Source organism: Achromobacter anxifer (assembly GCF_903652925.1).
In the GTDB taxonomy this organism is placed as follows: domain Bacteria; phylum Pseudomonadota; class Gammaproteobacteria; order Burkholderiales; family Burkholderiaceae_B; genus Achromobacter; species Achromobacter anxifer.
On the sequence record NZ_CAHLAR010000017.1, the window covers coordinates 26,311 to 45,864 of the forward strand.

A 19,554-nucleotide genomic window follows, 5' to 3' on the forward strand; every position below is an offset into this window, starting at 1 on the left:
GGCCCCCGGTACCGGCTCAGTTGGGGCGGCGCGTGGGCAGCGCGATGCCGGGTAGCTCGACGCCGAACTCGGCCAGGCGCCGCGTCACGGTCTCCAGGTAGGACCACAGGATCTCGTGTTCCCGGTCCGCGGATACGGCGCCCAGGCCGGCTTCGGCCGTCAGGGCATTGGCCTGGGCTTCGGCGCCATCGGGCTCGGCCAGCCACGGGCAGTGGTAGCCCCGCAATTCGACCTCGTTCAGGTAGCCCGACACGGCTTGCGCCACGGCGGCGCGGTCGGCATCGGACCAGACGGCGGCGCGCTCCGCGACGTAGAGCCAGCCGAAGGTGGCATGGCGCTCCTTGGCCTGCACGCACTGTTCCAGGATGCGGCGCGCCACGGGCTCCCTGGCGTTGTCGAGGTAGGCGCGGAACAGCTCCAGCTCCAGGCCGTCCTCGACCGCGGCGTGCGCGGTGAAGAAGGCATCGGCATTGCAGGCGGCGTCCAGCACCTGGCGGTGCCGGCATTGGTTGAAGATGGCTTCCTGCCGCGGGCTGGGCGGACGGTTCAGGTAGCCGCCCAGCAGCGCCGCGTAGCGGTGGAAGCATTCGATCTGCCAGGCTTCCTCGGTATTGCGCACGGTGAGGAAATACTTGGGATCGGATTCCCGCCCGCTTTCCAGGCACAGACGCACCAGCAATGCCGGGGTTTCGCTCAGGCCGGCGTACTCCACCCAGGCGCGGCGGCTCCAGGTCAGGCGCGCGGCGTCGCGGACCCGGGCATCGAGCCCGGCGCCATCGAAGCTGCTCCAGGGGATGTCCGTTTCGGGGGCCCAGCGCTTCTGCTTGCCGGTTTCGTAGAGTTCGCGGATCGAGGTGATGGATTGCTTGAGCGTCAGCGGGAAGCGGCGTTCAACGGGGATTCTGGTGGTGGCTGCGTTCATGGCGGGTCCTCGGGTTCAGAATTCGCCGATCTTCGGGTGGTGCAGCAGGGGCAGGTGCACGCCCCAGGGCTCCATCTGGCGCCGCACGCGCTGCACGGTTTCAACGAACAGGGGCTTTTCCAGTTCCTCGACCGTGGAGCCCAGTCCGGCCTCCCAGGTGATCCGGTCCACGTCCATCTCGGCGCGCGAGGCCGGGTTGTCTGGCGCCAGCCAGGCGCTGTGGTAGCCGTTGAGCTCGACCTTCTCCATCATGTTGATCACGGCGTTTTCCACCACCTTCACTTCGGCGGGCGACATCTGCGGGATGCGGTGGTCGAGAAAGCGCCAGCCGAACGCGCAGTGCCGCACTTCGTCGCGCATGATGCGGGCGCAGATCTGCTTGGCCACGGGGTCGCGCGTGATCTCCACCAGGTGGCGGAAGACGTCGAATGCGATTTCCTCGGCGGCGCAGACCAGCGCCGCGAGGATAGCCTCGACCGAGACCTCGGGGTCCAGCGCCATCTTGCGCACGCCGTGCGTGGCGACGGAGCCTTGGTAGGCGGCCTGGGCCGGCTGTTCCATGTAGCCGCCCAGCGCCTCGGCCATGCGGTAGCAGGCTTCGGCGTGGCGGCTTTCTTCCTGCGAGCGGATGGTGAAGAACAGGCGCAGGTCGGGTTCGCACTTGTCGTGGCAGAAGCGGATCTGCAGGGCCGGGCTTTCCGAGATGGCGCCGTACTCGCTCCAGGCGCGGCGGCTCCAGTACTGGCGGGCCGCGTAGCGCTGTTCGGGCGTGTACAGCGAGGCATCGAACAGATGCCAGTCGATATCGGTGCGCGGGTCCCACTGCTTGACCGTCGCCAGGTGGTAGAGATCGCGGATCTTCGGGATCCGGGTGTCCAGATCCAGGGGGAAGATGCTTTCCGGATCGTCGAGGATCGTACGCGGCTCGGCGCTTGCTACGTTCATGACTGCACTCCCTGGTTTGCGGCGCGGCGGCGCGCGCGAATGGAGGTTGCGGAGGTGGACTGCTTACTTGTAGTCGGCCAGGCGGAACTCGCCGTCCCGGTAGCCGAGCATGACGATGTCGTCCTTGGCCAGGCCGGAGTGGCGCTGGGGCGAGAAATTGAACACGCCGCCCACGCCCTGGTAGCCGCTGATGGCGGTCAGCTGTTCGCGTGTCTTTTCCTTGTCGCCGCCGCTCTTTTCCAGGGCGGCGCGCGCCAGCATCATGGCGTCGTAGGTCTGGGCCACGAACTGGTTGGGCTTGCGCTTGTAGCGGGCCTCGAAGCGCTTGCTGAGATCCACGATGCGTGCCTTGATGGGGTCGGCGTCGGGCAGGTCCTGGCCCACCGGGAACTTGACGCTGACCAGCAGCAGGTCCTTGACCGAATCGCCGGCCAGCTTCATGTAGCGCTGGTCGACGAAGCCGTAGCTGTGCACCAGCGTGAGCTTGTCCAGGCCGAGTTGCTGCGCCTGCTTGATGAACACCACGCCGGCCGGCGTGACCGTCCAGCAGATGATGGCCTGCACGGAGGCATTCTTGATGCGCGTGAGCTGCGGGGTCAGGTCGGTGTCGGCGGGGTTGAAGGATTCGTACGTGATGTCGATCCCGCGCTTGGCGGCGAGCCGCTTCATCTGTTCGACGGCGCTCTGGCCGAAGCCGCTGTTGTCCGCCAGCAGGGCGGCGCGCTTGATGCCCTTCTTGTCGAAGTAGTCCAGCACCCGGTCGATCACCTGGTCGTCGTCCACGGTGCTCTTGAACACGTACTTGCGTTCGGCCACGGGCATCACGATCTGCATCGAGCCTTCGGTGGAAATGAAGGGCGTCGCGGCCTTGTCGACCATCGGCACCATGGCCATGGCGATGCCGCTCATGTTGCCGCCGCCGACGATGATGTCCACCTTGTCCTGCGACAGCAGGCGCTTGGTGGCGTTGATCGCCTTGGCCGTCTGGCTCTCGGCGTCATAGAACACCCATTCGACCTTCTTGCCGCCGATGCCGCCGGCGGCGTTGATGTCGTCGATCGCCATTTCCATGCCGGCCTTCATGTCTTCGCCGAGGAAGGCGGCGGGACCGGTCACGGACAGGATCGAGCCTATCCGCAGCGCGTCCTGGGCATAGGCGGCGTGCATGCCCAGCATCAGCGCGGCGGCCGGCAGCGCCATGGCTGCACGGCGCGGGAAATCCAGAAACGTCTTTATGCAAATCATGGTGCTACTCCTGTGCCTGATGCGGGATTGAGGGGTGCAGCAACTTCCACGAACAGCGAAAACGCAGGCGGGCCCGGAGGCCCTTGGGATGGACGGTGTTTAGTCCTCCGTCGCGGCTGGCGGGTTGCGGAACTCCAGCGAGTCCGAGACCTGGTCCGCCTTGCTGGCGCCGTTCTGCAGGGGCACGCGGACCGAATACCGGACCTGGTCCGCGCGATAGTGGGAATAGCCGGACATCACCGGCTGGTCCTGCTTGTCGAAATACACCAGGTGGCGCGTCAGGATCGGATCGCCGGGCAGCAGGCTGAGGTAGTCGGCGTGTTCGGCCTGCACCGCGCCGCCCTCGATCTTGAGATTGCCGTAAGCCAGTTCGACCTGGCGGCCGATCAGCTCCAGCAGCGAGCCGGCTTCGGCCTGGCTGGCGTCCATGCTGGGGATGCGGTCGACGCGGACGTAGCGGTAGTCGATAGAGATCGGCACCTGCTGGACCGTGCGCAGGCGCAGGATGCTCCAGACGGGCGTGCCCGGCGCGACGTCCAGCTGGCGCGCCACCGCGGGGGAGGCGGGCTCCTGCGCGCAATGCAGCACGCGCAGGCTCAGCGGGCGGCCGTGGGCGGACCATTGGTCGATGAAGTCCATCGCCGGGCTGAACTGTTCGTCGATCTTGGGGGCGCAGACGAAGGTTCCGGAGCCGCGGACCCGCCGCAGATAGCCCTCGTCCACCAGTTCCTGGATGGCCTGGCGGACCGTCATGCGGCTGACGTCGAATTGTTCGCTGAGCTCGTGGTCGGTGTGGAAGCGGTCGCTTTCCTGCTGCCAGTTCAGGATCATCATCAGCACGCGCCGCTTGATCTGCACATACAGCGGCAGGGGGGAATCCCGGTCCAGCGCCACGGGGCTGGTGGCGACGGGGGGCTCGCTGCGTACGTTCGTAAGGGTGGACATGACTGCTGGCTTCCGGGATATGTATATAGGATTTGTATATTTGTCTAGTTAACTAGACTTTATGATATATTGATTTCGAAAGTCAAGTACGGATAAGCGATATGAATATTTCTACGCTCGACCTGCCGTTGGCCCTTCCGCCCGACAGCCTGGATGCCGTTCTGTCCTTCGACCGGCCCGCCTCGCTGGACCGGGCGGACGTGCTCATATGGAATCCCGCCGGCCTGTACCCCTTGCTGGAAGCGGCGTGCGAACGCGCGGATCCGCCGGTGCTGGGCGTGGGCGCGTCGGAATGGCTGCTGGCCACCAGCCGCCACTGGCGCGAACAATTCAAGCGGTTGCTGGCCGCGGGCGGCACGCTCGTCGTGCTGGTGCCGGCGCCGCGCACGGTGGGCGTGCATACCCTGCAGGACATCCTGCCCTACGATTGGTCTGAGCCGTTGCTGCCGCGGATGGCGCGCAGCCAGCCGCTGGCGGGCGACGCCCGGCCGCGGCTCGCGGGCGAGCCTTTCCGCACGCTGTTCACCGAAGCCGCGGCGTGCTTCCAGCCTTGCGCCGCGCTGGATCCGGCGCCCGGCGCCAGCATCCTGGAGAGCGGCGGCGGCCTGACCTTGGCAAGCTACGCCAGCGAGCCGCCGGGTCGCCTGCTGCTGCTGCCGGCGCTGGCGCCGGGACTGGCGCAGGACGGCGCGGGCGCGGCGCTGTTCCTGCGCGAGTTGCGGCGCTGCATAGACCGCCTGGGCCAGCGCAGCGGCGTGCGCCTTGCGCCATGGCTGGACGTGCAGCGCAGCCCGGTCGACGAACAACTGCATGCCCGCCGCGCGCAATGCCTGCGCGAACGCCATGCGCTGGACCTGGAGCTGCAGGAGCTCGACCGCGCCATGGCGGAGCGGGACTTCTTCAAGCAGCTGCTTGCCGGCGAAGGTCCGGGCGCCGGCGTGGCCGCAGCGGAAGTCTTCCGCCGCAAGGGCGCGCCGGTCCATGCGGACTGGGTGGAGAAAGACCTGCACATCGTCGAACTCGACCAGCGCAACGTGCTGCTCAAGGCGCGCCTGGCCGGCGAGGCGCTGGACGCCGCGGCCCTGCGCCGCCTGGAAGACGCCCGCTTGCGGGTGGCCGATTATTTTTCCCGGCCCACGCGCATACTGTTGGTGGACTGCGCCGACAACGCCTTGCCGCCCGCCGAACGGGACCAGCGTCCGCCCGCCGCACTGGGAGAGCTGGAGGACGCCTATGTGCTGAGCGGCCTGCACCTGTACGGCTGGCATCTGGAAACCCGAGGCGACAGTCCTGCCCGCCTGTTGCAGCGCCTGATGCAGGCCGATGACGGCCTGCGCGATTCCCTGCTGCGCGCCACGCTGCGCGGCCTGTCCCCGCTAGCCGCCGCCTGATCGGCGCGGCTAGCGTTCCGCCTCTGCGAGACTCCGATGCCCGCCGACACTCCTGACCATCATGCCCCGGATATCGAACGCAATTCCGCCAACCATCTGGCGCTTTCGCCGCTGACGTTCATAGAACGCGCGGCCAAGGTCTATCCGGAGCGCATCGCCATCGTCCATGGCGCGCTGCGCCAGACCTGGCGGCAGACCTACGCGCGTTGCCGCCAGCTGGCGAGCGGACTGGCGCGCCTGGGCGTGCGTCCGGGCGACACGGTGGCGGTGATGGCGCCCAACATTCCGGCGCTCTACGAGGCGCACTTCGGCGTGGCCATGGCCGGCGCGGTGCTCAATGCCCTGAACACGCGGCTGGACGCGGATACGCTGGCCTTCATCCTGGAGCACGGCGAGGCCGCCGTGCTGCTGGTGGACCGCGAATACGCTTGCGTCATGGCGCAGGCGCTGGCCAGGACCGGCCGCCGGATCCGCGTGGTGGACATCGACGATCCCGAGTACGGCGGGCCGGGAGATCCGATAGGGGAGATGAACTACGAGGCGCTGCTGGAACTGGGCGACGCCAGGGCCGCGGTTGAATGGCCCGGGGACGAGTGGCAATCGCTGTGCCTGAACTACACGTCCGGCACCACCGGCCGGCCCAAGGGCGTGCTGTACCACCATCGCGGCGCCTATCTGAACGCCATGGGCAACGTCCTGGCCTGCGACATGCGCCAGCATGCCGTCTATCTCTGGACCTTGCCGATGTTCCACTGCAATGGCTGGAGCTTTCCCTGGACCATCGCGCTGCTGGCGGGTACCAACATCTGCCTGCGGCGGGTCGAGGCCGGCGCCATTTTCGATGCCATCCAGGAGCACGGCGTGGATTATTTCTGCGCCGCGCCGGTGGTGCTGGGCATGCTCATCAACAGCGCGCCCGAGGTCCGGCGGCGCGCCGCAAGCCAGGTGCAGGCGCTGACGGGCGGCTCGCCGCCGCCGGCCGCAGTCATCGCCGCAATGGACGAACTGGGCATTGAAGTCGCGCACCTGTATGGCCTGACCGAGACCTATGGCCCGTCGATCAGCTGCGCCTGGCACGAGGCCTGGAGCGATCTGCCGCTGGCGGAGCAGGCCGCGCTGAAGGCCCGCATCGGCGTGCGCAAGCACACGATGGAACAGGTCAGGGTGCTGGACCCCGCCACCCTGGCCCCCGTGCCACCGGACGGCGTCACCATGGGCGAAATCATGATGCGCGGCAATACGCTCATGAAGGGCTATCTGAAGAATCCCGAGGCCACGGCGGAGGCCTTTGCCGGCGGCTGGTTCCACACCGGCGACCTGGGCGTGGTGCATCCCGACGGCTACATACAGATCAAGGACCGCGCCAAGGACATCGTCATTTCCGGCGGCGAGAACATATCCACGGTGGAGGTGGAGGAGGCGCTGTACGCGCATCCCGCGGTGCTGGAAGCGGCGGTGGTGGCGCGGCCAGATGCGAAATGGGGCGAGACGCCTTGCGCCTTTGTCGCGTTGAAGGACGGCTGCGGCGCCAGCGCGGAGGAGCTGACCGATTTTTGCAGGGGCCGGCTGGCAGGCTACAAGGTGCCGCGCAGCTTCGTGTTCGGACCGCTGCCCAAGACCGCCACGGGCAAGATCCAGAAATACCTGCTGCGCGAACAGGCCCGCAGGCTATGAATGCGATGGCGGCGTGGCGCCGTCATCGCCATCCGCCAGGCTCAGGCCAGCAGATCCAGCGCGTGGGCGTCAAAGCGCCGCAGATTCGGGAACACCAGTCCCAGGTCCTGGCGGCTGGCGCCGAACCAGCTGCCTAGCGAGGCGCCGAGCTGGTCCACCGCCAAAGTCGGCAGCAGGCGGCCGTTGTCGACGAAGCCGGGGCCGTCCAGGGCGATTTCCGGGTGGCTGCCGTAGTAGCGTCCGCCCTTGACCGCGCCGCCCAGCACGAAATGGTGCGAGCCCCAGCCGTGGTCGGAGCCGTTGCCGTTGGAGCCCAGGGTGCGGCCGAACTCGGACGCGGTGAAGGTGGTCACCTGGTCCGCCACGCCTATTGCCGACAGGGCCTGCTGGAATGCGGCCAGGGCCTGGCCCAGCTCCTTCAGCAAGGCCGGATGGGTGTCGTTCAGCCCGGAATGGTTGTCGTAGCCGTTCTGCGACACGAAGAAGACCTGGCGGCGCGCGCCCAGCGTCTGCCTGGCGGCGATGATGCGGGCCACGATCTTCAGCTGCTGCGCCAGGGGCGATGAAAAATCGCCCGGCACCGCCACGTCGGCCAGCGCGGCGCGCAGGCGCGCGTCGGCGTCGATGGACTGCGCGGCGATGCGCGACATCTCGCGTTCCATCAGGTGCTCGCGCGGCTGCGTGATCAGCTGCCGCAACAGGGCGGTGCAGGCGCTGGAGCCATACATGTCGCGGGTCAGCAGGTCCATGCGCGTCGACCCGTGGATGCCGACGCGGTAGCCGGCGATCTTGCGTCCGGCCAGCAGCACATTGGTGCCGCCCGCGGTAATGCCCGTGAAGGTGCGCTGCGCGTTGTCGTCGGCAAACAGGTCCGTCAGCCTGCCGGCCCAGCCCGATGCGGCGCCTTCGGGCGCCAGCGCCTGCCAGTAGGATTGCTGGTCGTTGTGCGAGAACAGCTTGGGCGGCAGCGGCACGCGCGCGCCGATGTAGTCCTGCTTGGAGGTGGGCACGACCAGCGGACCTATGTTCAGCAGCACCGCCATGTCGCCGCTTTCGTACAGAGGCTTGAGCGGCGCCAGCGACGGCGCCAGCGCGAACTGCGCGCCGCCGGGCGCGGACTCCTTGCCGCGCAGCGCGGTGGCCTGCAGCGCGTCGCGCGGCAGGGCGATGTCGCTGCGCGCCTGGGCATAGGCCTTGTATGCGGCGGCGTCATACGGGACCAGCGAGTTGTAGGGATCGTTGCCGCCATACAGGAACACGCAGACCAGCGCCTTGTAGGAGCTGGCCGGCGCCGACTGCGCCGCCGCCGCGCCCAGGGCCGCCAGGTTCAAGGCCATGGGCGCCGCCGCGCCGGTGGCCCCCAGCGCGCAGGCGCGCAGCAGGAATTCGCGGCGGCTGGCCTGCGCGTCGTGGCGTAGCTTCTTCATTTCTGCACCAGGTATTCGGGGCTGGCGGCCACCAGCGTGATGGCGGCGCGCACACGGTCGCGCGGCCGGCCGGCGGGTATCGTCGCCACCGCGGTCGTGATGGCGTTGGCGGTCGCGGCGGAATAGGCGTCGCCGGCCAGCAGCAGCACCACCCGCGCCACCAGCGCGGCCGGGTCGGGAGCCAGCGCGATCTCCGCGGTGTAGGGCGTTTGCAGGTCTTCCCAGCCGCGGTCCACGTAGATGGCCAGGAAATTCAGGTAGCCGGCGATGCTGGTTTCGTCGGTGATCTGCAGCTCCGGCGCCACCAGGTGCTGGCGCGCCAGTTCCGTGACCGGCGGCACGTAGCGCGGCCGGAAGAAATTGAACACGGTGGCCGAGCGCATCGGGCTCTGCGCCAGCCGGATCGTGTTGTCGGTGGTGTCGGGCATGGCCCAGGCGCCATTGGTGGAGGTGGCGCCGAAGGCGCGCGCCCATGCCGAAAAGCGCAGGATGGGTTCGCGCACCTTGCCCCAGCCGGGCGCAGCCAGGTCCGGCTGGCGCGCCTCGGGGTCGAGCAGGATGGCGCGCACCACGGCCTTCAGGTTGCCGCGCGCGCCCGTGCCGTCATCGTCGAAGGCGGCGGACACCCGCGCAATGTAGGCGTGGCTGGGGTTGCTGGTCACCAGCCGCTGGATCAGCTGGGTGCCGATGAAGGGTCCCACGTTGGGATGGGCGCTGATGACCTCCATGGCGCGCTTGAGCGACAGGTGGCCGTCGGTGCCGGCGGGCACCACCGCGCCCAGGAAGCGCTTTTCGGCCAGGGAGTGCAGCGCGTTGTTCAGGGCCATGGGGCGGCGGTGGAACTCCACGTCGGTCTCCGGCCCGTTGATGTCCCAGCCGGTGAACACCTTGGCCAGTCCCTGCACGTCGGCGTTGGTGTAGGTTTCGACGGGCGCGCCGTTGACCATCCGGACGGAGCCGTCCGCTTCCAGTTCCAGCAGGCCGATGCTGAACAATTGCATGACCTCGCGGGCGTAGTTCTCGTCCGGATGGCGGCCGGTCTTGGGATCTTCCTTGCGGTTGCCGCGATAGGTCAGCATGCAGCCCATCGACAGGTTCTGGGTGACGGCCGTCAGCAGCTGCTGGTAATTGCCCAGGGCGTGCTGCGCCAGCAGGTCCATGAAGCCCGCGGCGCCGAATAGCGGCCAGGACGCGGTGATGGACGACACGCCCACCACGAAGATCTCGGACAGCGCGAACGCCACCCGCGTGCGCACCTGGTCGGGGGCCGAGATGAACTTGCGCCACAGCGTGGACTCCAGGGGCGCGTTGATGCCGTTGCCCTTGAACTCCTCGGTGTTCTTGCGCTGCTGCAGCAGCCAGTCGAAATGGGTTTGCGATGGAGGCAGCGCCAGTTGCGCGTCCAGCCAGGCCGCGTAGCCGTCGCGCACTACCGCGTCGATGTCGGCTGGGGTAGGGCCGAAGGTCGCCTGCGCCAGGAAGCGCGAAGCCTGGCCCGGCGTGGGCTTTTCCAGTGGGGGAACAGCGGACTGCGGCGCAGCCGCTGACGGCGTAGCGGACATGCGCGGCACCTCGTCGAATGCGAAAACCTACGGTACTGAAGCCCCGGGCGGGCTTCAATACCGTCATTCGGCCGAGAGACTAGTCCGAAAGCATGAGTTTCAGACCGAACGGGTAATGCCGCCGTCGATGCGGATGTTCTGGCCCGTGATGTAGGAGGACGCGTCGGACGCCAGGAACGCGATCAGGTCCGCGACTTCCTCGGCGGTGCCGTAGCGACCCATGGGAATGCGGGAGCGGCGGTCTTCCTTTTCGGGCAGGCTGTCGATGAAGCCGGGCAGCACGTTGTTCATGCGGACGTTGTGCTCGGCGTATTCATCGGAGAAGACCTTGGTGAAGGCGGCCAGCCCGGCGCGGAACACGCCCGAGGTCGGAAACAGCGCTTCCGGCTCGAAGGTGGCGTAGGTCGAAATATTGACGATGGCGCCGGATTTCTGGCGCTTCATCACGGGGGCGACCAGGCGCGCGATGCGCACCACGTTCAGCAGGTAGAACTCCATGCCCAGGTGCCAGTCGTCGTCGCTGATCTCCAGCAGCGGACCCTTGGGGCCGTGGCCGGCGCTGTTGACCACCGCATCGATCCTGCCCCATTTCTGCTGGGTCGCGTCCACCAGTCTTGCCAGGTCCTCGGGCGAGCGGTTGGAGCCCGTGACGCCCAGGCCGCCCAGTTCCTGCGCCAGGGCCTCGCCCTTGCCGGAGGAAGACAGTATGGCCACGCGCCAGCCATCTGCCGCCAGTTTGCGCGCCGCCGCCGCGCCCATGCCGCTGCCGCCGGCGGTGACGATCGCCACTTTTTCCGTGCTCATGCTCACTCCTGGTCTTGAATTATTGGGGAGCGGCCATTGTAGAAGCGGGCGCGACGCGCCACACCGCATTTCCCACGTCGTCGGCCACCAGCAGGCCGCCCTGGCGGTCTATGGCCACGCCGACCGGCCGGCCCTGGGCCTCGCCGCTTTCGTTGAGGAATCCTGTCAGTACGTCGCGCGCCGGCCCGTCGGGCATGTTGCCGCGGAAGGGCACGAAGATGACCTTGTAGCCGCTGGGCGGATTGCGGTTCCAGGAACCATGCTGGCCCACGAACATGCCGTCGATGAAGGGCGCGGGTAGCCTCGCGCCGCCGGACCAGGCCAGGCCCAGCGAGGCGGTGTGCGGACCCAGAGCGTAGTCGGGCGCGATGGCGCTCGCCACCAGGTCCGGACGCGGCGGCTGGACCCGGGTGTCGACGTGCTGGCCGAAGTAGCTGTAGGGCCAGCCATAGAAGCCGCCGTCGCGCACCGAGGTCATGTAGTCGGGCACCAGGTCGCTGCCCAGCTCGTCGCGTTCATTCACCGCGGTCCACAGCGTCTTGCCGTCCGGCGCCCAGGCCATGCCCACCGGGTTGCGCAGTCCCGACGCATACAGGCGCTTGGCGCCGCTGGCCACGTCGATCTCCCAGATGGCGGCGCGGCCGGCTTCGATTTCCATGCCGTTTTCGCCAACGTTGCTGTTGGAGCCGACGGAAACGTACAGCTTGCTGCCGTCCGGGCTGGCCAGCAGGTTCTTGGTCCAGTGATGGTTGAGGCCCGCCGGCAGGTCGGTGACCTTCACGCCGGGGGCGCTGATGCGCAGCTGCCCGGTTTCGTAGGGGAACCGGACCACGGCGTCGGCGTTCGCCACGTACAGCTGATTGCCGATCAAGGCCATGCCGAACGGTGAATTCAGGCCTTCCAGCAGCACGCTGCGGGTATCGGCGACGCCAGCGTGCCGGGTGTCGCGCAGCAGGGTGATGCGGTTCGCGCTGTCGGTGCGGGCGCCGGCGCGTTTCATGACCAGGCCGGCGGCCCAGGCCTTGAAGCCGCCGGAGGCCTCCGCCGGCTTGGGCGGCGCATTGGTCTCGGCCACCAGCACGTCGCCGTTGGGCAGCACGTACAGCCAGCGCGGGTGGTCCAGGCCGCGGGCGAACTCGGTCACGGCCAGGCCGCTCGCGGGCAAGGGATGGGCGCCGGCAGGCCAGCCCACGGCCTTGGCCGTCTTCACAGTGGGGATCAGGGTGGTGTTGGGTGCCGGCAACTGGGGCGAGGGGCCCATGCCGGCTTCGACCGGCAGCGTGGCCATTTCGCCGCAGGCGTTGAGGGTGGCGGCGGCGAGTACCGCCGCCAGCAGGAGGCGTGGGGTGGACATGATGCCGCTCCAGGGGCTGTGAGTTTCATCATACGCCTCGCCCGCAGCCGCCCGGGCGCGCGATCAACGCATCTCGAATGCCTCCTGATGCCAGCGCACGCGCTGGCTGCCCAGCTTGCGCAGGCCGCGCCTGAGCGCGTCCGACAGGCCAGAGGGGCCGCAGAACCACACATCGGAGACCCGGCCGGCGGCGACCTCGCCCTGGGCCAGCGAGCCGGCCGTCAGCGGCTTGCCGTCGCTCGCGCCGTGGACCGTCAGCGTCACCGATGGCAGCGCGGCGCAACGCTCGCGCAGCAGGGGCACGAAGGGATCCGTGGCGGCGTCGCGCACGCAGTAGTGCAGCCATACGCGCGGCGCCAGCGCCTGGCCGGCCTGCAAAGCTTCCAGCCACGCCAGGAACGGCGTGATGCCGATGCCGCCCGCGATCCAGACCTGCGATGCGCTGGCCTCGTCGGGCGCCAGCTGGAAGCGGCCATAGGGGCCTTCGACGCTTACCTGCTGGCCGACGCGCAGCGAGCTGGCCAGGGTACGCGTGTAGTCGCCCAGGGCCTTGATCTGGAACGTCACGCGGCGCTCACCGGGCACGGCGGCGCTGGCGATGGTGAACGGATGCGCGCCTTCGCGGCGGTCGAACGTGACGAAGGCGAACTGCCCCGCCTGATGCGATTGCCAATTGCCGTCCAGTTCGCAGCTGACCTCCATGATGCCGCCGGGTTGCTGCGCCAGCGAGACGACCCGGCCTTGCGCGCGGCGGCCGCGGCCCACGCGTCCCAGCAGCGCCGCCAGCGCGGCATAGGCGCCCGCCGCCAGCAGCGGAACCAGCAGCAGGCCCACGGGACCGCTCCAGTAGCGCGCCGGGGCCAGCGCCACGGTGTGGAACGCAAGAACCAGGAACAGCGCGGGCATGGCGCGGTGAAGCAGGCGCCAGGCGCGATAGGGAAAGCGTCGCCACAGGGTGAGAACCAGCATCGCCAGCAGCAGGTAGATGGACCATTCGCCCAGGTCCTTGGCCACGCCGCGCGAGCCCTCGAACAGCGCCAGCACGATATCCCGCGTTGGCCGGTTGCCCGCGTCGGCCAGGCCCTTCAGCGGGCCGCTGGCCAGTTTCAGCAGCCAGTGCGCCGCGCCGGCGCCTACCGCGAGGATGCCGGCCCATTTGTGCAGCCGGTAGATCTTGTCCATGCCGCCCAGCGGACTTTCCAGCCACGCGGGCCGCAACGCAAGCAGCATGATCAGGGCCATCAGCCCGATGGACCAGACGCCCGTCAGATACAGGCCCTGCTGCCGCGCCACCCAGTACCAGGCGCCCGCGGCCGGCGGCTGCAGGACAAAGACGTCCAGGCCCCAGGCCAGGGTGAGAGCTGACAGGAAGCCGCCGATGGCGGCGCCGGTTCCTATGGTTTTCATGATGACATCCGTGAGGGGGCGTCCGGCCCGCCGGACGCGGGCCGGACGTGGGTTGGCGCGTGCGCGCCGGTGCGGCTTCAGTCCTTGATGCGGCTGCGCAGGACGGCGCCGGTCTGGGCGTCGACGCGCAGCTTGACGCGCTGGCCTTGGGCGTTGTCGGCCTTGACGTCGTAGCGGCCGTGCTCGAGCTCGATCTCGGTGATGTTGCTGTAGCCTGCGGCGGTCAGCGTGTCGTAAATCTGGCGCACGGTCAGGGTGGCAGCGGCGGCGGGCGCGGCGGCGGCTGGCTGGGCCGGCGCGGGCGCGGCGGTCTGGGCGTACGCGGCGGCGCCGGTCAGGGTTGCGGCGCCAAGCGCCAGGGCGGCCAGGGTGTTGCGGATTGCGGTCATGGAGTGGCTCCTAGGTTGTGGAAGGTTGCCGAAGTGGCGACCATGACCGCATTATTCGATTGTGCGGATGAACCATTTCTGAAGCATCCGTTCACGTGCCGTTCATTTTCCCGGCGCTATAACTGAGCGGAAAATCGCCCTTATTTGCGGGCTTTGTGCGAAAGGAACCATGACCTCAGGAACCCGTACCCGAATCTGGCTGTCCTGCTGCGCGCTGATGCTGGCGCTGGCCGCAGGCCCCGGCGCGGGCCTGGCCGACGAAAGCGACCATGAACAGGCGCGCCAGGCCCTGCAGGCCGGCAAGGTGCTGCCGCTGCGCTCGGTGCTCGACATCGTCGAACGCGACTATCCAGGGCAGGTGGTCAAGGTCGAATTCGAGGAAGACGACGGCCAGTTCATCTACGAGATCCGCTTGCTGCAGAGCGGCGGCCGGCTGGTCAAGCTGAAGATCGATGCGCGCGACGGCAAGGTGCTGGGCGTGAAGGGCCGCGACATCCAATTCCGGGACAAGCACTGATGCGCATACTCGTAGTCGAAGACGAACCCACGCTGGCCGCGCAACTGGCCGATGCCTTGCGCCAGGCGGGCTATACCGTGGACACGGCGGCGGACGGCGGGACGGCCCAATACATGGGCGCGGTCGAGACCTACGACGTGGTGGTGCTGGACCTGGGCCTGCCGGTCATGGACGGCCTCACGGTGCTCAAGCAATGGCGCGCGGGCGGCCAGGGCATGCCGGTGCTGATCCTGACGGCGCGCGACAACTGGCACGAGAAGGTCGCCGGCATCGACGCCGGCGCCGACGATTACCTGACCAAGCCCTTCCACATGGAAGAGCTGCTGGCGCGGGTGCGGGCGCTGCTGCGCCGCGCCAGCAGCCACGCCAGCGCGCAATGGCGCTGCGGGCCGTTGATGCTGGACACGCGGCTGGCCAAGGTCACGGTGGACGGCCAGGCGCTGTCCCTGACCAGCCACGAATTCAAGGTGCTGGCGGTGCTGATGCAGCGCGCGGGCGAAGTCATTTCGCGCAGCGAACTGACGGAGCATGTCTACGCCCAGGACCATGACCGCGACTCCAATACCATCGACGTGTTCATCGCCCGGCTGCGCAAGAAGCTGCCGCCCGACAGCATCGAAACCGTGCGTGGCCTGGGCTACCGGCTGGCGTGCGCCGCATGATGCCCGCACGCGCGCCGGGCTCGCTGCGCTGGCGCCTGCTGGCCGGCACCCTGGCCTGGATCCTGGTAACGGTGGTGCTGGCGGGCTGGGGCCTGAGCAGCCTGTTCCGCCAGCACATCACCGAGCAATTGCGCGCCGAACTGACCCTGCACCTGAACCAGCTGACGGCTGCGGTGAACACCGGCCCGGACGGCCGCCTGGTGGTCGCGCCGCCGCTGAGCGATCCGCGGCTGGAGCAGCCCTTGTCGGGCCTGTACTGGCAGATCGACCGGCTCGGCGAGCAGGGCCGGCCGGGGGCCGCCGGCGTGGCGCGCTCGCGTTCGCTGTGGGACCAGGTGCTGGCGCTGCCCGCCGCGGATGGCGCCGACGGGGTCTATGAAATCGCGGGACCGGAGAAGCATCGCCTGACGGCCATGACGCGCATGCTGGAGCCTGCCGAGACGGAGGCCGCGCCGCTGCGCCTGATCGTGGCCGCCGACAGCAAGGTGCTGGCCGAGCCGATAGAGCGCTTCAACCACATGCTGCTCATCTCGCTGGGCGCGCTGGCGGCCGGCCTGACGCTGGCGGCCGTGGTCCAGGTGGTGGTCGGGCTGCGGCCGCTTGTCCGGCTGAGACGGCAGCTGGCCAAGCAGCATGCCGGCCCCAGCGTGCGCATCGAGGGCCGCTTTCCCAGTGAAATCCAGCCCCTGGTCGATGATTTCAACCGCGTCCTCGATGTCAACGCGGACATGGTGCAGCGCGCGCGCACGCAGGCCGGCAATCTGGCGCACGCGGTGAAGACGCCGCTGACGATCCTGGCCAATGCGGCGGCGCGCGAGGAAGGTCCGCTGGCGGCGCTGGTGCAGGAGCAGGTCGGCATGGCGCGGCGGCAGATCGACTATCACCTGGCGCGAGCCCGCGCCGCCGCGGCTTCGGGCGCGGCCGACAGCCGCACGCCGCTGCGCAAGCCCGTCGAAGGCCTGCTGCGCGTCATGCAGAAGCTGTACGCGGCGCGCGGGCTGCTGCTGGAAATGCCTTCGTTCGCCGAGGGACTGGTGTTCCGCGGCGAAGAGCAGGACCTGCAGGAGATGGTCGGGAACCTGCTGGACAACGCCTGCAAGTGGGCCGAGCGCCAGGTGCAAATCAGCGCGCAGCCCGCCGGCCCCGGCCAGCTGCTCATCCAGATCGACGATGACGGCCCAGGCATCGCCGACGAGGAACGCGAACGCATTTTCCTGCGCGGCGTGCGGGTGGACGAACAGCGCCCAGGGTCGGGCCTGGGATTGGATATCGTGCGCGACCTGGCCGGCACCTATGGCGGCCAGGTGCGCGCGGAACGCTCGCCGCTGGGCGGCTTGCGGGTGTCGTTGTGGCTGCCGGCCGCCTGAGGCCGGCGCCGCGCCTTACTTCACCAGCGTGACCGGCGCTTCGGCCAGTTGCAGCACCTGGTTGGCGACCGAGCCGATCAGGATGTTGGTCAGCGTGCCGTTGCCGCGCGTGCCCATCACGATGCGCGCGCAGCCGTGGTCTTTCGCGTAACCGGCGATTTCCGTCGCCGCGTGGCCGAACGCCACGTGACTTGTGTAGTCGGTGCCGGTCACGTCCAGCAGCTTGCGGGCCTCGTCCGTGGCCTCCTGGCCTTCGCGCAGGTAGAACTCGTCGATCATGTCCTGGGTGATCAGGCGCGAAAGGCCGGCGCGGCCTTGCACGGGCGTCTGGACGTTGAGCAGGTGGACGCGCGCCTCGCCCGCGCCCTGGGCGAGCTCGCGGGCGTACAGGACGGCGCGGTTGGCGTTGTCGGAGCCGTCTACGGGGACCAGGATGTTCAGCATGGATGCTCCTTGACGGCTTACTTGACCAGGGTGACGGGCAATTCCGCCAGATGCAGGACCCGGGTCGCGACCGAACCCAGGAACCAGGACGAGACCGAGCCCAGCCCGCGCGAACCCATGAAGATTTCGTCGGCGCCGGACTCGCCGGCCACGCGCACGATGGTCTCGGCCGCCGCGCCCACTTCGATGTGCGTCTGGAAGGGCACGCCGGCCCGGGTCAGCAGCTCGCTGGCCGCGGCCAGCGCGTGGCGGCCTTCTTCCTCGTGGTAGGCGTCGATCTCGGCTTGCGACAGGCCGCGGCCGATCTTGCCCGCCTTCAGGGGAATCTGGACCGTGAGGAGCTCCACACGTTCCACCGGGTCGTAGCTGCGGGCGTCGAGCAGGGCTTGGACCGCATGGACGGCGGGCTGCGAGCCGTCCACGGGGATCAGGATGCGTTTCATGAGCGTCTCCTTGTGCGCGCCGCGGGCGGCGGTGTAGTCCACTTTATCCGAATTATTGGCCGAATCGGACGGGCGCGACATGAGCGGGATCAAACCGGGCGCAATCAGCGTCTGCGGGCGCCGGGCGTGAAGCGCCTGCCGCCAGGCATTCCACGCCCGTCGTCCGTCGTCCTGGGGGGGGGGGCGGCTCAGCGCCAGCGCGGCTCCAGCGTGTGCGCAGCAGGAGCCTGCCCGATCAGGCGCGGAGCCAGCGCGCTCAGCGCCTCGACCGCGCCGCTGGTTTCCAGGCGCAGTTCGCCGGGGCCGTCGGTGCGCAGCAGGCCGCGTTCCTGCAGTTGGTGGCGCAGCCGGCGTGCCACGGGCGCGCCCGTTTCCAACAGAGGCACGCCGGGACCGGCGGCCGCCTGGATGGCGTCGCGCAGGAAGGGGAAGTGGGTGCAGCCCAGCACCAGCACGTCGGCGCCGGCTGCGCGCAGCTCGGCCACCGGCGCGCGCACGGCGGCCTCGGCCTCGGGGCCGCTGAGCACGCCCTGTTCCACCAGTCGCACCCATTCCGGGCAGGGCCGGAACAGGATGCGGACTTCGGGGGCCTCGCGCTGGATCAGCGCCGCGAACTTGGCGCTGGCCAGGGTGCCGGTGGTGGCGAACACGCCGACCACGCCGCTGGCAGTCAGGTGCGCGGCGGGCTTGATGGCGGGCTCCACGCCGATGACGATCAGTCCGGGGTGGCGCTGGCGCAGCGCGACGATGGCGGCCGCGGTCGCGGTGTTGCACGCCACCACCATGGCCTTGGCCTGGCGCGACACGAAGTAATCGGCGATCGTGCTGGCGCGCTGCTCGACGTAGTCGCGCGACTTCTCGCCGTAGGGGACGTGGGCCGAGTCGGCGACGTAAAGCAGGGACTCGTGGGGCAGGGCGTCGCGGATGGCGCGCAGCACGCTCAGGCCGCCGACGCCGGAGTCGTAAATGCCTATGGGTGAGTCTGGGGACATGGCTGCAATGCGGAATGCGGGTGCCCGGCAGTGTAGCGCCGCGCGCTCAGGCCAGGAATTCCTCGCGCTGGCGCCGCGCCTCGTCGATCAGCTTGCGGGTCGCGCCGGACAGGGAATCGTCGCGCCAGATCAGGTTCAGCGGGGCGCGCAGTTCCGCGGGATGGGCCAGGTTGACGTAGACCACGCCCTCGATGTTCACGCGGCGCAGCGACGCCGGCACCAGCGACACGCCCAGCCCGGCGGCCACCAGGCTCAGGGTGGACAGCATGCGCGGCGCTTCCTGGGCGACGCGCGGACTGAAGCCGGCCGCGCCGCAGGCCGCGATGATGGCGTCGTACAGGCCGGGGCCGCTATGGCGGCGGTAGAGGATCAGGGATTCGTCGGCCAGCTCCGACAGCGCGATGCGCTTGCGCGAGCGGCCCTTGACGGCCGGGTGGTCGGCGGGGAACGCGGCCAGCATGGGTTCTTCCAGCACCGTTTCCACCACCACGCCGCGGTCCAGGCCGTAGGGACCGCGGATGAAGGCCGCGTCCACGCGGCCCGCGCCGACGGCGTCCATCAGTTCGCCGGTGCTGCTTTCCTCCAGCACCAGCCGCACCTGGGGCGCGGCCTCGCGGAACCGGCGGATGACGGACGGCACGAAGGGATGGAACGCGGCCGAGCCGGTGAAGCCCACGGTCAGGCGTCCGGCTTCGCCCTGCGACACGCGGCGCACGCCTTCCACCGCCTGGTCGACCAGGGCCACGATGTTGCGCGCGTCGTCCAGCAGCGCGCGGCCGCTTTCGGTCAGCTCCATGCCGCGCGGCAGGCGGTGGAACAAGGTGACGCCCAGTTCCTGTTCCAGCACGCGGATCTGCTGGCTGAGTGGCGGCTGGCGGATGCCCAGCCGGGCGGCGGCCTTGGTCAGGTGGGATTCCTCGGCCACGGCCAGGAAGTAGCGCAGCAGCCTCAAGTCTACGGATGCCATATTCAGCCGATATGAATATATAGATAGTCATATATTAGACATTATCCAAGGCGAAGAGTAGGCTGCAATCTCGTTGTCTCCCCCCTGTTCCACCCCG

19 protein-coding genes are annotated in these 19,554 nt (G+C 68.9%); 5 read left to right on the top strand and 14 right to left on the bottom strand.

The features are described 5' to 3' along the window. Positions 1 to 16: 16 nt before the first annotated feature. From HWY37_RS32065 to HWY37_RS32080, 4 genes are all read right to left on the bottom strand, one after another. The gene (locus tag HWY37_RS32065; RefSeq protein WP_175209810.1) at positions 17 to 922 is read right to left on the bottom strand and encodes a hypothetical protein; all 906 of its coding nucleotides are present in this window, start codon (positions 920 to 922) and stop codon (positions 17 to 19) included. Between the two features lie 15 nt (positions 923 to 937). Next, on the bottom strand, positions 938 to 1,867 hold the full coding sequence (locus tag HWY37_RS32070) for a ferritin-like domain-containing protein (RefSeq protein ID WP_175209808.1): 930 nt from the start codon (positions 1,865 to 1,867) through the stop codon (positions 938 to 940). 63 nt (positions 1,868 to 1,930) lie between these two features. Beyond that, on the bottom strand, positions 1,931 to 3,112 hold the full coding sequence (locus HWY37_RS32075; RefSeq protein WP_175209806.1) for an ABC transporter substrate-binding protein: 1,182 nt from the start codon (positions 3,110 to 3,112) through the stop codon (positions 1,931 to 1,933). A gap of 99 nt (positions 3,113 to 3,211) precedes the next feature. Then, a complete protein-coding gene (locus HWY37_RS32080; RefSeq protein WP_176090682.1) occupies positions 3,212 to 4,057 on the bottom strand; it encodes a GntR family transcriptional regulator in 846 nt (281 codons plus the stop codon). Between the two features lie 101 nt (positions 4,058 to 4,158). Between HWY37_RS32080 and HWY37_RS32085 the strand changes: the two genes are divergently transcribed. After that, positions 4,159 to 5,448 (top strand): hypothetical protein, encoded by a 1,290-nt coding sequence (locus HWY37_RS32085; protein WP_176090683.1) that lies wholly within the window; start codon positions 4,159 to 4,161, stop codon positions 5,446 to 5,448. 36 nt (positions 5,449 to 5,484) lie between these two features. Then, complete coding sequence (locus HWY37_RS32090) at positions 5,485 to 7,122, top strand: acyl-CoA synthetase (protein ID WP_175209800.1); 1,638 nt, start codon at positions 5,485 to 5,487, stop codon at positions 7,120 to 7,122. A 41-nt stretch (positions 7,123 to 7,163) separates the two neighbouring features. Here the strand turns inward: HWY37_RS32090 and HWY37_RS32095 are convergent, their stop codons facing one another. From HWY37_RS32095 to HWY37_RS32120, 6 genes are all read right to left on the bottom strand, one after another. Continuing rightward, positions 7,164 to 8,549 carry a DUF1501 domain-containing protein gene (locus tag HWY37_RS32095; protein WP_176090684.1) on the bottom strand — a complete coding sequence of 462 codons (1,386 nt, stop codon included), beginning with the start codon at positions 8,547 to 8,549 and terminating at the stop codon, positions 7,164 to 7,166. After that, complete coding sequence (locus tag HWY37_RS32100; RefSeq protein WP_176090685.1) at positions 8,546 to 10,111, bottom strand: DUF1800 domain-containing protein; 1,566 nt, start codon at positions 10,109 to 10,111, stop codon at positions 8,546 to 8,548. The genes HWY37_RS32095 and HWY37_RS32100 overlap by 4 nt, the downstream gene beginning before the upstream one ends. Positions 10,112 to 10,210: 99 nt before the next feature. Next, complete coding sequence (locus HWY37_RS32105) at positions 10,211 to 10,915, bottom strand: SDR family oxidoreductase (protein ID WP_175209794.1); 705 nt, start codon at positions 10,913 to 10,915, stop codon at positions 10,211 to 10,213. Positions 10,916 to 10,934: 19 nt separating this feature from the next. Continuing rightward, the gene (locus HWY37_RS32110; RefSeq protein WP_175209792.1) at positions 10,935 to 12,269 is read right to left on the bottom strand and encodes a PQQ-dependent sugar dehydrogenase; all 1,335 of its coding nucleotides are present in this window, start codon (positions 12,267 to 12,269) and stop codon (positions 10,935 to 10,937) included. Between the two features lie 63 nt (positions 12,270 to 12,332). Then, positions 12,333 to 13,676 carry a ferredoxin reductase family protein gene (locus HWY37_RS32115; RefSeq protein ID WP_176090686.1) on the bottom strand — a complete coding sequence of 448 codons (1,344 nt, stop codon included), beginning with the start codon at positions 13,674 to 13,676 and terminating at the stop codon, positions 12,333 to 12,335. Between the two features lie 77 nt (positions 13,677 to 13,753). Beyond that, positions 13,754 to 14,065 (bottom strand): PepSY domain-containing protein, encoded by a 312-nt coding sequence (locus HWY37_RS32120; RefSeq protein WP_176090687.1) that lies wholly within the window; start codon positions 14,063 to 14,065, stop codon positions 13,754 to 13,756. Between the two features lie 217 nt (positions 14,066 to 14,282). On the opposite strand from HWY37_RS32120, the gene HWY37_RS32125 reads away from it, so the two are divergent. The 3 genes from HWY37_RS32125 to HWY37_RS32135 are packed head-to-tail and all read left to right on the top strand — an operon-like array spanning position 14,283 to position 16,611. After that, complete coding sequence (locus HWY37_RS32125) at positions 14,283 to 14,582, top strand: PepSY domain-containing protein (protein WP_420872205.1); 300 nt, start codon at positions 14,283 to 14,285, stop codon at positions 14,580 to 14,582. Continuing rightward, positions 14,582 to 15,244: a response regulator transcription factor gene (locus tag HWY37_RS32130; RefSeq protein WP_176090689.1), complete on the top strand. Its 663-nt coding sequence runs from the start codon at positions 14,582 to 14,584 to the stop codon at positions 15,242 to 15,244. The genes HWY37_RS32125 and HWY37_RS32130 overlap by 1 nt, the downstream gene beginning before the upstream one ends. Further along, positions 15,241 to 16,611, top strand: coding sequence for an ATP-binding protein (locus HWY37_RS32135; RefSeq protein ID WP_176090690.1), 1,371 nt, complete (start codon positions 15,241 to 15,243; stop codon positions 16,609 to 16,611). The genes HWY37_RS32130 and HWY37_RS32135 overlap by 4 nt, the downstream gene beginning before the upstream one ends. 15 nt (positions 16,612 to 16,626) lie before the next feature. On the opposite strand, the gene HWY37_RS32140 is transcribed toward HWY37_RS32135, so the two are convergent. The 4 genes from HWY37_RS32140 to HWY37_RS32155 all read right to left on the bottom strand — a co-directional run bounded on the left by HWY37_RS32140 (position 16,627) and on the right by HWY37_RS32155 (position 19,457). Continuing rightward, positions 16,627 to 17,055 carry a universal stress protein gene (locus tag HWY37_RS32140; protein ID WP_175210790.1) on the bottom strand — a complete coding sequence of 143 codons (429 nt, stop codon included), beginning with the start codon at positions 17,053 to 17,055 and terminating at the stop codon, positions 16,627 to 16,629. A gap of 17 nt (positions 17,056 to 17,072) precedes the next feature. After that, positions 17,073 to 17,498, bottom strand: coding sequence for a universal stress protein (locus HWY37_RS32145; RefSeq protein WP_175210788.1), 426 nt, complete (start codon positions 17,496 to 17,498; stop codon positions 17,073 to 17,075). A 188-nt stretch (positions 17,499 to 17,686) separates the two neighbouring features. Next, on the bottom strand, positions 17,687 to 18,490 hold the full coding sequence (gene murI / locus HWY37_RS32150) for a glutamate racemase (protein ID WP_176090691.1): 804 nt from the start codon (positions 18,488 to 18,490) through the stop codon (positions 17,687 to 17,689). 46 nt (positions 18,491 to 18,536) lie between these two features. Continuing rightward, entirely contained in the window at positions 18,537 to 19,457 is a 921-nt protein-coding gene (locus HWY37_RS32155) for a LysR family transcriptional regulator (protein WP_175210784.1), read from the bottom strand. Between the last annotated feature and the right edge of the window lie 97 nt (positions 19,458 to 19,554).